The following is a 13,524-nucleotide window of genomic DNA, read 5'->3' on the forward strand; positions in this document are numbered from 1 at the left end:
TTAGCGAACCACAATAATTCGCTTATAATATACGCTTCTATTCACGATTACCTGAACAAAATACATTCCAGTTGGCAGAGTCGAAATGTCAAATTGCTTATCTAACATTCCGCCTTTCAATTGTAAGCTTTCTTGCTGAACCCACTGTCCTGAAGCATTTAGAATCCCAGCTTGTATTTGCTCATCTTTAGAACCTACGCTTAATCTCACCCGAATAACCTGTGATGATGGATTAGGTGTTACCTGCAATTCAGCAGAATACGCAACAGGCTCAGTCGCTAAAACCAATGGTGGTGGCGGCGGCGGAGGTGGCGGCGAAGCTACTTCTCCTTGAATAGTTAAATTATCAATCGCCCATCCCCAGCCATGTGCACCTACATCCGCATGTAATCGAAAACGAAAGACTACTTGATCTCCTGCTTTAATTATGCCAGAGGAAAGCAAGTCAATTTCCCTTTTTATAACCAAAGTAGATGTACCCAATCCTGTTGAATTCCCTTTTGCATCAGTACCAGAATTATATACGCCTAACCAAAGTGGGGAATGATTCGAATCCCAGCCATTGATTAAATTAAACCAATTTTTGCCCGCATCTTTTGAAGCTTGCACCGTCACATAATCAAAAAATTCTCGATTAACGGTTCCATTTATATTTAAAAAGGAAGCTCCTTCTTCTCCAGGTTCTACCAATACCACTTCATCAAAAGAAATTTTCGCCGAGTCTGCTCGAACCGTAATTGGCTTCAACAAGATGGCATCGCTATTAGTGAACTGATCTGATCCCCCAGCACCATCATAGGATTCCTCGGTCCCATCCGCATATGGATGTTCACTATGCAATCCTGTAGATGAAAAACCAGTCGGCTTTACAAAACTAAAGCCTTTTAAATAAAAATCGGAAGAGGGAGTTGAATCAAAGTTTTGACTATAACTCGCCGCGGGAGCTTGCAAACTAAGGACCGTAAAATCGAAAGTGCCGTTAGCAGGAAGCGTGACAATATTAGCGGTTTTTGCCTTGTCCTTTACAATAATTCGGTATTTAATCACATCACCTGCTTTCAAAAAGCCTGCCGCAAAATCAAAACTATTCGAATAACTATAAGAAAATCCAGCAACTTTCTTGAACCCTTTTCGAATCAAGGCTCCATTATTGATAGCGTACTCCATGTAAACCGTATCAATGCCAATGTTATCGGCAGCTAGCAGAGTAGGCAAAGGAATTACATTTTGTGAGCTGAATACATATTTCAATGAGTTAGTATATACCACCTCTGGTTTAGTCGTGTCCGGCGCTATATTGAACTCAAAATAACTGCCATAAGGTGTTCCCGTTATGAGTGGCGCTTCAGCTGGGGTAACAAATTTCTTGCCAGATTTTTCCTGAGCATACCAGTAATACTTGATATTTCGAGGTGTAGTACTTTTAGGCAAGGTATAGGAATAGGTATTTCCTGATTTTGAAAATGCAGAAATGGGATTAAATGTATTCGAATTAATGGCCAAATAAAGCTTTAAAGAGGATTCATCCCAAAGCGTATCCGAATACACTTTCACAGTAAAAATTTTATCAGTCGCTTGATCCTCTGTATCACTATATTCCTCCCCTATCAAATTAGATGAATACCACCCAAAATCATTAAAGGCAGAACTGACAATAGGGCCTATCGTATGGGTAACCTCACCTCGCGCAATAGCAGGTGTCATTAAGGCATTAGGACTTGTTACGCCGTAGGTCGCTTGGTCCACATGGTAAATACTAGACCCTTCCTTATAAGTAGTGGGAGCATACATTTTAGCTACGCCCCCATTCGCGTTTAAAATGGAAGGAGAGGATAAACTAATATCATTAGAAATAATTTGACTATAGAGCGCCGTTGATGGATTTTTAAACTTAGTGGTATCCGTTAATGAAGCTTTTGCAGAGTTAATCAAATATTGGTCAAAAATTCCCGGATAACCGTAACCTGCCTTACCATCCTCAACAGATATTTGACCAATAAAGCCTAGTCCGTGACCAATCTCATGTAAAACAACTGAATAAAGGTCGATTTGGGTGGTTGCAGGTACTCCAGACGTTCCAATATACCAATCTTTGAAGTCAGAATTAAAGGTTGCCACAACTTCAGCATTCGTCCCATTCAAGTTTTTATGCGCCATTTTCTCTGCTAAGGCAATGGGATAAAATGTATTTAAACGATTAGCCCCCACAAAATTTCGAATATTGGCTGTGGTCCCCGCACTTCCTAATACATTGGCTGCTAATGGTGCCCATTTTACATAAATATTTATGGGTATATCTGATGAAAATACAGTTGACCAGGTGGTCGCTGCTTTTTCAAAAACAGCTTTTATATCTGCAGGAGGAGGTGTTTCAAAAGTTAAATTAATGGTTGCCGAGGCCTTGGTTTGAGAAGTTGATTCGAGTTTAATCGCCTCTGCTTGAGCTAAAATTGCGCGCATTGATTCCGTATATCCTTCTGGCAAATCGCGTTTCAAGCCCATGAATTCAGGGGTATATTCCTTAATCATGATGCCAGGTACCATTTCCATCTTAGGACGTCCCTTTTGAGAGAAAGCCGCAAAACTAATACACAAGTATAAAACTGACAGAATTCTCATAAGGCTGCTATTTTTTCATATAAACCAACAAAATTAGAGGCTATTACCTGTGTATGAGCTAATTCCTCCGCAGTATGGGAAGTCGTTATTCCGACCACACGGGCACCGGCGGCAAGTCCAGAGGCAATCCCTTGAAGGGAATCCTCAATCACCCAACAATCTTCCGGTGCAACACCTACAAGCGATGCCGCTTTCACGTATATCTCTGGATCAGGCTTCCCTTTTTTGACTTCCGCCCCACCAATTATAGCGTCAAACTGATCTCGAATACCTAAGCCATCCACAATAAAATCTATATTTCCAGGACCCGCTGAGGTAGCCAAGGCTGTTTTAATACCTCTTGATCGCAAATCCTGTAAAAAAGACACTAGTCCTTCCGCTGGCTTTCTATGCGCAGCATAAAATCCGCGGTAAAGTAATTCCTTCTCTTCCTCTAACTTTTCCACCTCGGAACGCGTCATCTCCTTTTTGTAGAACCATTCAAAAGTATCCTTCGAATTCATCCCATTCAGCTCTTTATAAAACACTTCGCGAGTCAATGGAATACCATTGCGCTCGCAAAAAAGCAACCATGCCTCTACGTGAAAAGGTAGATTATCTACGATTACGCCATCCATATCGAACAAAACAGCTTTCAATGACATATTATAAGTTTAAAATAAGCCCATCATAGGCTAATGAAACGTTAGGTGGCAACTCTTTATTTACTTCAGCATGTAGCCCCATTTGATGGCTAATGTGTGTTATGTAGGCCTTTTTAGGCTTTAAATCAGCGATCAATTCTAGCGCTTCTGCTAAGGTATAATGAGAGATGTGGGAGGTCTTGCGCAAGGCATTAATAACTAAGACATCTAAATCACGTAATTTATCCTGCTCCTTCGGTTCGATGGAATTCGCATCTGTTACGTAGGCGAAATTCCCAAAACGAAAGCCAAGCACATCTAAATAATAATGCTTTACAAATACGGGTTGTATATCAATTCCTTGCACAGTGAATGGCTCACCATCGATTTCATAGACATCAATTTCTGGTACACCCGGGTATTTATTATCTCCAAAAGCATAGGCAAACTCCTGCTTCAACTGTGCTATGACCTGAGCGCGTGCATACAAGGGAATCGAAGATTGTTGGTGAAAATTAAATCCACGCACATCATCCATTCCTGCAGTATGATCTTTGTGTTCATGTGTATAAAGTACGGCATCCAGACGCTTAATTCCGGCCCGAAGTACCTGCTGACGAAAATCAGGACCCGTATCAATGATAAAACTCTTACCACCTATTTCGACATGAATCGAAACACGTAGGCGCTTGTCTCGCTCGTCTGTAGACTGACAAACTGAACAGTTACAAGCAATCATCGGAATCCCCTGCGAAGTTCCCGTTCCTAAAAACGTTACTTTAGAAGGGGACATCAGCTTATTCCGTTAAGGCTTTCACCTGAGAAACCAATGAATCGAAGTTCAAGGGTTTAGCTAAGAAATCATTGAATCCAGCCGCTTTGAAATCATCCATTGAGTAATTGCGCGCATTTCCTGTAATCGCGATCATGGGTATGGCAGCCTTTTTCTTATCCGCTAGCGCACGTACAGAACGAGCACAATCCATACCATCCATTACAGGCATATTGATATCAAGTAAGATAATATCGAATTCAGCTTTCGCTAATTCATCTAATACTTGTTGTCCGTTTTTCACGGCGTGGATCTCAAAATTTTGAAATTCTAAAATCTTCTTCGCTAAATTTTGGATTACTGAGCTATCTTCCGCTATCAATACCTTTTTCATATATTCTTTATTTATCGTCAATTGCGAGTAAAAATAGCCAAAGGAATGTGTATTTCAAACGAATTTTGGCAATAAAAAAAGCGACCCATTTCTGAACCGCTTTTTTATCAACTTCTTGATTTTATTTCAAGTAAAAAGAAACAGATGATTTATCCCAATCTAAAGTCACTTGGCCAGCAGCCGTAATTCCGATTGTGAATTTTTCTGTATGCGCATGCTCACTAACACGAGCTTTTACACGAAGAACGTCGTTTGCTTCTTTGTAGGTATAGGCTCCCCACATTTTAGCTTCTTTGTTAAAGATGATCGTCCATTCTGACTCACCTGGAATCGAGAATAAAGAATAAATGCCTTTAGCTAAAGTTTTCCCTTGAACCGTGATATCGTTTGAAATTTCGAAAGTAGTCGCATCGTTCGCTCCTGTTCTCCAAACTTCACCATAAGGCACTAATGCTTTCGCCTCTTTTTTACCGAAAACCAAACGGCCTTTCGTCGAAGGTTGTGCATATTTAATCATTACTTCCGTATTACCCACTTTTTGTGAAGCAACGGCAGGAGGTGATGGAACTGCTTTCTGTGCTAAAACACTGAAAGACACCAAGCAAGTCAATAGTAATAAGTACTTCTTCATAGTTTATTTTTTTATTTTGATTACAAATTAAGCCAATAATTCAATTTCAACACCACAGAGCGGTTGCGAATTTGCATAATTTCCGGAAAATAGTTGTCAGTATACACTAAAAACAGATCAGATGCTGGCTTATATCGCCATTGAAGACGTGCATTTAAATTGACATTTTTTGTTTGCTGGTTAATTTGAAAGAAGGTCGCAAAGAATAATTTGTTCGTGAAAGTGATATCAATTTTAGGTCGAATAATCCAAAAATTAGAGGATACTTTCTTCGCTGCCATCGCTTCTGTTCCTGGAATCTCCACGTCCACAATATCATTATAATCTAATGCGACAGAAACGCTTCCATATGGCTGGAATCGATAGCCAATATCAGCCGTAATTCCAGTACGCCATCCTTTCCCATAATACCCTCCAAAACGGGAGCTAAGCGTATAGGTGAATAATTTAATGGGAGAAGACATATAGCGTAGATTCAATGCGTACCAGTCATGTTCTGTCCCCTTTTTTATGGCGGTATTCCCCATCCGAGTCGCATCAAAATCATATAATAATTTCACATAATCATATGAAAGATAGGTGCCAAAATTTGAACGATCCTTCATCGTTCCCTCAAACGCAACATAGCTTGTATTGTCTGTAAAAGTACCTTGGTTATTCCAATAAGCCATACTCATGGCTGAAAGTGTGGTATAAAAAAGGTTGGTTGATTTGTTTTTAGGATAAAAATTCTTGGCAGCATCGAGCTGTGTTTGTAAAAAATTCACCCGAGGCACATAGCCTGTTTCAGGATTATAATTCTCCCCTACCCAGGATTCTTTAATTCCAAATGCCCAGTTATTGTCTTTATAGGCTAAAGAAGCCGCTTGAGCAAAGCTCCTATCCTTTTGCAAAGGACTAATCGTGTTCGCATAAAAAAGCGTTCCTGTCCAAAAATTATCTGCAGATGCCAAATTATACTCAAACCCAAGATCTCGATTATAGGCTTGGAAGCCATTTGAACGCTGCAAATCTGTATTAATAAACGATTGTTTATTGACCATATAAGCCCCAAAGTTAGAGCGCGCGAATACCTTGCGTTGTAGAGCAACCATGGAATAGTTTTGGGTAGGTACCCCCTTCTCCACATTCTGCTCAGACTGCACATTCAAAACCCCAATCCGCCAATCTTGGTTTAATTTACCACTCAAACGGGCTCCATAGGTAATGGGAGTTTGCTCGTAAATTCCCGTTTTAGGATTCAAAGCAATGCCGATTCTTCGAGAGAAGAAGGGCCGAATGCTCTCTATACCAAATCCGTCAAAGAGATCAGAATTTTCAATAAAAAATTGTCTTTTCTCCGGATAAAAAAGCTCAAATCGATCCAGATTCGTCTGTTGCCTATCTACATCAACCTGCGAGAAATCTGGATTCAAGGTCATATCTAAATTTAAACCAGAATTAATCGCGACCTTAATGTCTCCCCCTATCTGATTACGCATGGAAGCTGGGTCTTTAGACTCATAATTTGCTGTCCCACCTGATAATACATAAGGAATCAAAGAGATATTCTTTTTAGGCGTAGGCGGTGGAGTATCCCAAAGCAGAACTCCAGCAAAGGCTAAGGAAGCCGTCGGAAACTGCCGAGGCACGGGAGCCCAGGCAGACTTTTCTTTCGCCTTTAAATCATAGCGAGAAAAATTAATTCCCCAGCGACTCACATTTCCTTTATAGCGAATGGACTTAAAAGGAATTGCGGCTTCGAAAATCCATGAATCTCGCTTGTAAGTCGTAGCTGATTCCCATTTATTATCCCAATTCAAATTAACCTTAGATCCCTCAGACATTTGGCCATCCCATTGAGCACCCGCAGCATTCGCCCCAAAAGCAAATCCAGTGGTCTTATCTTCAAACGTATCTATAAAAACTAAAAAGTTATCATTTACGCCAAAACCAAAATCTCGTTTCATGGATTCCACTACAAAGGCGCCAGGTTCTTTCAAAAAACACTCTGCAGAAATATAAATGTATTTATCGTCATAAGTCATCTTTACATCTGTACGTACTTGGGCACAAAGTGAATCAAAGGGATTACACATCATAAAATCACTCACAGCCGCGGACTGAAACCACGCATTTTCATCGATGATTCCATCCACTTTAATGGGACCCGTGGTTTTTTTGATGAGCATTTGAAAGTTTTCGTTCTTCTTTTGGCCAAATAGCGAAGTAGAAAACAAAATAAAAAAGAACCAGATATATTTTTTCATTCCTGCAATTTAGACAAATTTCTTAGCTATCAGTGAGGAGCTGTAGGGGGATTTTTTTTTGAATCGATAGCATAATTCCATCAGCTTGTTTTATTTTTGCATTTCAAAATAATGAACTATGGGAAGAGCCTTCGAATTTAGAAAAGCGAGAAAATTCAAACGTTGGGGTCAAATGGCCAAAACCTTTACCAAAATCGGTAAGGATATTGTGATTGCTGTAAAATCTGGAGGTGGTGATCCCACGTCAAACTCTCGTTTACGTGCGATCATCCAAAACGCGAAGGCAGTGAATATGCCGAAGGAAAACGTAGAGCGGGCTATCAAACGCGCGACTTCTAAGGACCAAGAGGACTACAAAGAGATCGTATACGAAGGATATGCGCTACATGGTATCGCCATCCTAGTAGAAACAACAACAGATAATATCAACCGTACGGTAGCGAATATTCGGTCGTCTTTCACAAAATGTGGCGGAAGCTTAGGGACGACAGGGATGTTAGATTTCATCTTCACCCGTAAATCCGTATTTAAAATCGCGGCTAAACCGGAAATCGATTTAGAAGAATTAGAATTCGACCTAATTGACTTAGGGGGTGATGAAGTTTTCTTAGATGAGGAGACGAATCAAATTAATATCTATGGGGAGTTCACAGCTTTTGGTGCTATCCAAAAATTCCTAGAGGAAAAAGGATTTGAATTAATGGGAGCCGATTTCGAACGGATTCCAGATGAGACAAAAGAACTAACAGAGGAACAAATAGCCGATGTAGAAAAGCTCATCGAGCGTCTAGAGGAAGATGATGATGTGCAGAACGTCTACCACAATATGGGTTAATCTAAATTAAGAAGCGGAGGACAAAAAAGCCTCCGCTTTTTTCTTGTCCAAACGATACAAATAAGGGGCCTTGTGAGCGCCTCCCGTATATTTCTTTTCAATACGTTCTAAAATATCCAAGCTCAACATCTTGCGTTGGAAATTCGTACGCACTAACACTTTTCCTAGAATCGTCTCATAGACCTGTTGTAATTCAGACATCGTGAATGTCTCCGGCAATAAATTAAAGGCGGCTAAATGCGAATCAATCGAAGTACGCAAATGGGCTAATCCCTTACTAATTATCGCATTGTGATCTAAAAACAAAGAAGGGATCTGATCGACATCCATCCAAGCGGAATCATCTGACACATCATTCAGGGTGACCCTTACTTTTGAGTATTCGACTAAGGCATAATAGCCTAAGGTGATATAGCGATTAGATAACCATTTTAAATCTTCTAATGAGCGCCCCATAGCGAGATTAATCTCCTCGTGCTTCTCGATGGCACCGATGTTTCTTTTCAGATCGCCAAAGGTGTAGAATTGCTGTAAATAGATATTTTCTAAACCAGTACGCTGCCACAAGACGCGCTTGGCGGCATCATCTGCATCCTCTTCTTTACCAATAAATCCACCTGGCAATGACCAAACTTCATTGTTTCTAAACTTCAACAAAAGTACCTTTAATTGATTCTCTTGAAATCCAAAAATGACGCAATCGACCGATATATTCGGCAACCAATCCCCCTTTAGTACGTCCCTATTTGGCATACTTTTGAAGAAAGTTTTGTATTTGTTTCGCAAAAATCACATACCCCTTTTCATTCAGGTGTAAACGATCTGCCACAAAAATATCCTGCATCAAAGTACCGTCCGGATTATAAAATGGTGAGTGCATATCGATGACATAATGCCCTTTCTTTTTTGCCGCGATGCTAACGATGCGCTGGTTTAAATCCTGTTGTTTCGCCTTCAATGCCTCGCGAGCTAAACTAGGGCGGGCAGAAACGAAAACGAGTTTCGCCCCTGGAACCTGCTTCGCTAAACGGGCAGAAAACTCTTCGAATTGCGATACAATCTCTTCTGGACTCGTACCAGAGGTAATATCATTATCACCTTCGTACATAAACACCCAAGAAGGCTGGTATTTCGCCACCATTCGATCGAAATAAAACAAGGCTTCTTTCAAGGTACTCCCACCAAAACCACGGTTAAGCGCATTCATCCCCTTCATGTCCGTATCAAAGCTTTTCCACAAACGAAAACTAGAAGAGCCGATGAATAATTTCATTCCTTTGGCCGGCATGGCAATAGAATCTAGCTTTTCAAAAGCTATAATTTCTTTTTCAAAACGGTCTAGAGGCTTCTGCGCGAAAACGCCGAAAGACAATAATAGGAAAAGAAGGATCTTATTCATTTGGATATTTTAAACCGATTTGAGAACGAATTTCATCTAATAAAGCCATTAATTCCGTACTGAAAGCATGCGTCATCAAGGCATTTTCCGTACGACCCGCGCGTAAATCAGATTGAACTGCCTCCGCTTCGTAGCTATATCCCCAGCCTAAACGCTCCGTTTCATAGAACGTCTCTTGCTCTGTTTCATGGATCGTTACGGTAATACCTTTCGTCTCATGGAAACGCGAATGCATGTGGATTTTACCCTTTGTTCCGTGAATTTCACAGGTCGTATCCGTCTTCGTGGCAAAGGTGGAGAACAAGGTAGCAGTCACTCCTGAACTATATTTCAAAGCGATGGACGTATTCATATCCACTCCAGTAGGTGCCATTACGCCAGTCGCCTTCATTTCTAAAGGATTTCCTAACACGAATTTGGAGATAAATAAAGGGTAAATACCGATGTCTAATAAAGACCCGCCGGTCAACGCTGGATTAAACCAACGTGCCTCCGCATCGTAGGGTGCATGGAAACCAAAGTCTGCTGCTAGGTGAACGATATCTCCGATCACACCCGAAGCTAGAATCTCTTGCAGTTTCACGATAGAGGGATGGAAACGTGTCCACAAAGCCTCCATTAAGAAGATCTTCTTATCACGCGCCGTCTGAATCATTTCTGCCACTTGCTTCGAATTGATCGCAAAGGCTTTTTCACACAAGACAGGAAGTCCCGCATTCAAACACAAAAGCGTGTGCTCGTGGTGCAATCCGTGCGGAGAGGCAATGTAAACCACATCGATTTCGCCGCTTGACAACATCGCCTCATACGAACCAAAGCATTTTACATCTGGCCCATAATGGGAGGCAAACTCTTCTGCACGGGAAATATCTCTGGAGGAAACAGCCGCTAAATAACCATCTTTAACAAAGGCTAAATCGTCTGCAAATTTGCGGGCTATACCGCCGCATGCTAATATACCCCAACGAATGGGTGTTCCATTTTTCATAGTCCTAGGTTTATTATTAAAGTGAACCTAATTCAGTTATTAAAGCCTGAACTTGGTCAAAATTTACTGCTGGAAAATTCGCGATTCTAATTTGGGTTTCCTTCAATTTGCCATATCCAGCCCCTATAATCATATCGCTTCTTTCTTTAATTGTATTGATCACTTTAGACGAGCCTTCCTTGCAATTTAATACCACAACGGTCGCCGAACGGTGATTTTCGTTCTCCACGAATATTTCGAAGTTATCCGATTTCTTCGCAAAATCATACAAAGCTTTCGCTTTTTTATCCGTCTCCTTGCGCAAATTCTCCACACCGATTCGGTTAAAATCCTCCGCCACTTTGCCTAACACATAAATCGCCATCACGTTAGGAGTTTCTGGCGTTTCGAAGTTCTTGTAATTTTCCCAAAGGCTTGGCAACGAGTGATACGTCCCCACAATACCCTCGTGTTTTTTCATACGCTCTGACTTCTCTAGCATCGCCTCATTCGCAAACCAAACACCTAAACCGGCAGGCATTCCGAATGATTTTTGGACACTAAAAAAGGCTGAGTCTACTAATCCAAAATCTAAATTTGGGTAAGGCGCAGAGGAAACCATATCCACCGCCACAAACTTATCCTTGTTCGCTTTTTTAATCTTGTGAATCTCTGAAGCCTTCATCTGCACACCAGAACTCGTTTCGTTCGCTGTGCAGCAAATCAATTCCGCATATTCCGGAACTTCCACCTCTGAAGCATCGAAACCCTCGCCAAACGGCTTGTGAATCGAATTCGCATACTTGTGCAGGTCTTTAGAAAAATCGAAAAACTTCTTCGAGAACGAGCCATTCACTAGGTGAAAACTCTCGTGTTCTACTGTATTCATAATGATACGCTCCCACACCTCCGTCGCAGATCCCGTAAACAAGACCGCGTGGCTCTTAGGCAAGGCGAATAATTCGCGCAATTGCTCGTCTGCGTGCTGGTAGATCTTACGGAAAGCCGCAGAACGATGGGAAATCGAACCGAGGTTTAAACGAAAAGCCTCCATATAATGGGACTGAACCGTAGGAAACAAGGCCGCAGGGCCTGGGGTGAAAAAAGTGCTCATATTAATATAACATTCTAAACTTAATGGTGTTATCGATCAGCCTCAATTCACTCACGATTTCATCCGAGTATTCTTTGGCCACATCCGTAATCACATAACCCGTATTTTCTGTCGTCTTCAAGTATTGACCAATAATGTTTACGTGGTATTTAGCGAAGATTTGGTTGATTTGGGCCAAAATCCCAGGTACATTGTGGTGAATATGCAACAAACGGTGCGCATCCTCTAACGGCGGCAATTGCAATTCAGGGAAGTTCACCGAACCATACGTGCTACCATTATTAATGAATTGCAATAACTTCGCTGGAACAAACTCCCCAATATTTTGCTGCGCTTCCTCTGTGCTACCACCGATGTGCGGCGTCAAAATCACGTTAGGCAAACCGCGCAATTCGTTCAAAAACTCTTCGTCATTCGTCTTCGGCTCATACGGGAATACGTCAATCGCTGCGCCCCACACTTTACCCGACTTGATCGCCTCCACTAAAGCCGGAATTTCGACCACGTGCCCACGCGACAAATTCAAGAAAATGGCATTGTCTTTCATCCAAGAGAATTGCTCTTTGCCGATAATGTTCGTGTTCGACTTGCGGCCGTCCACGTGTAAACTCACAAAATCCACTTGGGACAACAATTCCTGTAAGCTTTTGCATTTTTTGGCATTACCTAAGGCTAATTTATCGACGATATCATAGAAGTAAACCTCCATACCCAGCGCCTCCGCAATCACGGAAATCTGCGTACCGATGCTTCCATAACCCACTAAACCAATTTTCTTACCTCTAATCTCGTACGAATTCGTCGCTGATTTATCCCAAACACCCACGTGCATTTTCGTCGATTTCTCGAAGATATTACGCGTTAACATCACCATCAAACCGATCGACAATTCCACTACCGAACGCGTATTCGAATACGGCGCATTAAACACCGCGATTCCGCGTTTCTCACATTCTACTAAATCAATTTGGTTCGTACCTATACAGAAAGCACCCACACACATCAAACGAGAGGCATTGGGATGTTCTAATACCTTTTTCGTCAAATTCGTCTTCGAACGCAAACCGAAGATGGACACGTCCTTGATCTTCTCGATCAATTCATCCTCATCCAAAGCGCCTTTCAAAAGCTCCACTTGGAAACCTTCTTTCTTGAAAGCTTGCACGGCACCAGGGTGCACGTTTTCTAATAAAAGAACTTTGATTCTTGATTTAGGATACGATTGCGCACGGCTTAAACCGTTGATATACAAGAACTCATCTAGAGATGGAACTACGTAATCCGCTTTGTCCGTCACCGCCTTGCGCGAAACATTCTCCGTGAACGCAAAGAATTTATTTGCTAAACCTGACTCACGTAATTCGTAATCCGTGATACCATCACCGATCACGTAAACCTCGCCTTCTAATTGCAATGATTGCAATAAGCGAACTTTACCTTTATCCTGAGACAATAAATTGTCCGCATCGTAACCAGTAATATTTCCTTCCGCATCATACGAGAACGTATTCGCGTATACGTTCTCCGCTGGGATGCCCATCTCTTTCACCACGGGAACGATAAAGTCTTTGAAACCTGAGGAAACGATTAAAATTTGTGCGGCATTTTCTTCTAGAAAATCCTTGTTGCGCTTAAATGACTCCGAGATTTTACCTTTTAAAAAGACGATCAATTGATCCACGTGCGAGCGATTCGCCGGCAATAAAGCGACGCGATCACGTAAAGAATCGGCGAAAGAATAGGCCCCTACCATTCCTTGGTCGGTGATATCCTTAATCTTTCCCACGATCTCCGCCTGCTTCGGATTTCCCTGAAGCGCGATTCTCGCTAATTCATCGAGCCCCTCCACTTTCGTGAACGTGCTATCGAAATCAATGACAATTTTTAAAGGTTCTGCTTGAGCTGTAGGCATGTTATTATT

Annotated in this window: 12 protein-coding genes; 1 reads left to right on the forward strand and 11 read right to left on the reverse strand. The window is 41.6% G+C overall.

What is annotated here, in order from left to right; genetic code table 11:
* The 6 genes from ACRZ9O_RS06740 to ACRZ9O_RS06765 all read right to left on the reverse strand — a co-directional run bounded on the left by ACRZ9O_RS06740 (position 1) and on the right by ACRZ9O_RS06765 (position 7,288).
* Positions 1 to 2,619 (reverse strand): T9SS type A sorting domain-containing protein, encoded by a 2,619-nt coding sequence (locus ACRZ9O_RS06740; RefSeq protein WP_459457603.1) that lies wholly within the window; start codon positions 2,617 to 2,619, stop codon positions 1 to 3.
* Positions 2,616 to 3,263, reverse strand: coding sequence for an HAD family hydrolase (locus tag ACRZ9O_RS06745; RefSeq protein ID WP_459457605.1), 648 nt, complete (start codon positions 3,261 to 3,263; stop codon positions 2,616 to 2,618). Before ACRZ9O_RS06745 ends, ACRZ9O_RS06740 begins: the two co-directional genes overlap by 4 nt.
* Before the next feature lies 1 nt (position 3,264).
* Positions 3,265 to 4,035 carry an MBL fold metallo-hydrolase gene (locus ACRZ9O_RS06750; protein ID WP_459457607.1) on the reverse strand — a complete coding sequence of 257 codons (771 nt, stop codon included), beginning with the start codon at positions 4,033 to 4,035 and terminating at the stop codon, positions 3,265 to 3,267.
* Positions 4,036 to 4,039: 4 nt separating this feature from the next.
* Positions 4,040 to 4,408, reverse strand: coding sequence for a response regulator (locus ACRZ9O_RS06755; protein ID WP_395616991.1), 369 nt, complete (start codon positions 4,406 to 4,408; stop codon positions 4,040 to 4,042).
* Between the two features lie 121 nt (positions 4,409 to 4,529).
* Complete coding sequence (locus tag ACRZ9O_RS06760; RefSeq protein WP_459457609.1) at positions 4,530 to 5,039, reverse strand: DUF2911 domain-containing protein; 510 nt, start codon at positions 5,037 to 5,039, stop codon at positions 4,530 to 4,532.
* A 20-nt stretch (positions 5,040 to 5,059) separates the two neighbouring features.
* Entirely contained in the window at positions 5,060 to 7,288 is a 2,229-nt protein-coding gene (locus tag ACRZ9O_RS06765) for a DUF5916 domain-containing protein (protein WP_459457611.1), read from the reverse strand.
* Between the two features lie 118 nt (positions 7,289 to 7,406).
* On the opposite strand from ACRZ9O_RS06765, the gene ACRZ9O_RS06770 reads away from it, so the two are divergent.
* Entirely contained in the window at positions 7,407 to 8,123 is a 717-nt protein-coding gene (locus ACRZ9O_RS06770; protein ID WP_459457613.1) for a YebC/PmpR family DNA-binding transcriptional regulator, read from the forward strand.
* Positions 8,124 to 8,129: 6 nt separating this feature from the next.
* On the opposite strand, the gene ACRZ9O_RS06775 is transcribed toward ACRZ9O_RS06770, so the two are convergent.
* The 5 genes from ACRZ9O_RS06775 to serA are packed head-to-tail and all read right to left on the reverse strand — an operon-like array spanning position 8,130 to position 13,515.
* On the reverse strand, positions 8,130 to 8,876 hold the full coding sequence (locus ACRZ9O_RS06775) for an NUDIX hydrolase (protein ID WP_459457615.1): 747 nt from the start codon (positions 8,874 to 8,876) through the stop codon (positions 8,130 to 8,132).
* Positions 8,866 to 9,522, reverse strand: coding sequence for a GDSL-type esterase/lipase family protein (locus ACRZ9O_RS06780; protein WP_459457617.1), 657 nt, complete (start codon positions 9,520 to 9,522; stop codon positions 8,866 to 8,868). The genes ACRZ9O_RS06775 and ACRZ9O_RS06780 overlap by 11 nt, the downstream gene beginning before the upstream one ends.
* On the reverse strand, positions 9,515 to 10,510 hold the full coding sequence (locus ACRZ9O_RS06785) for a Gfo/Idh/MocA family protein (RefSeq protein ID WP_459457619.1): 996 nt from the start codon (positions 10,508 to 10,510) through the stop codon (positions 9,515 to 9,517). Before ACRZ9O_RS06785 ends, ACRZ9O_RS06780 begins: the two co-directional genes overlap by 8 nt.
* Positions 10,511 to 10,526: 16 nt before the next feature.
* Positions 10,527 to 11,603 carry an aminotransferase class V-fold PLP-dependent enzyme gene (locus ACRZ9O_RS06790; RefSeq protein ID WP_459457621.1) on the reverse strand — a complete coding sequence of 359 codons (1,077 nt, stop codon included), beginning with the start codon at positions 11,601 to 11,603 and terminating at the stop codon, positions 10,527 to 10,529.
* Between the two features lies 1 nt (position 11,604).
* Complete coding sequence (gene serA / locus ACRZ9O_RS06795) at positions 11,605 to 13,515, reverse strand: phosphoglycerate dehydrogenase (protein ID WP_459457623.1); 1,911 nt, start codon at positions 13,513 to 13,515, stop codon at positions 11,605 to 11,607.
* Positions 13,516 to 13,524: the final 9 nt, after the last annotated feature.

This window comes from Aquirufa sp. HETE-40SA, from assembly GCF_054558635.1.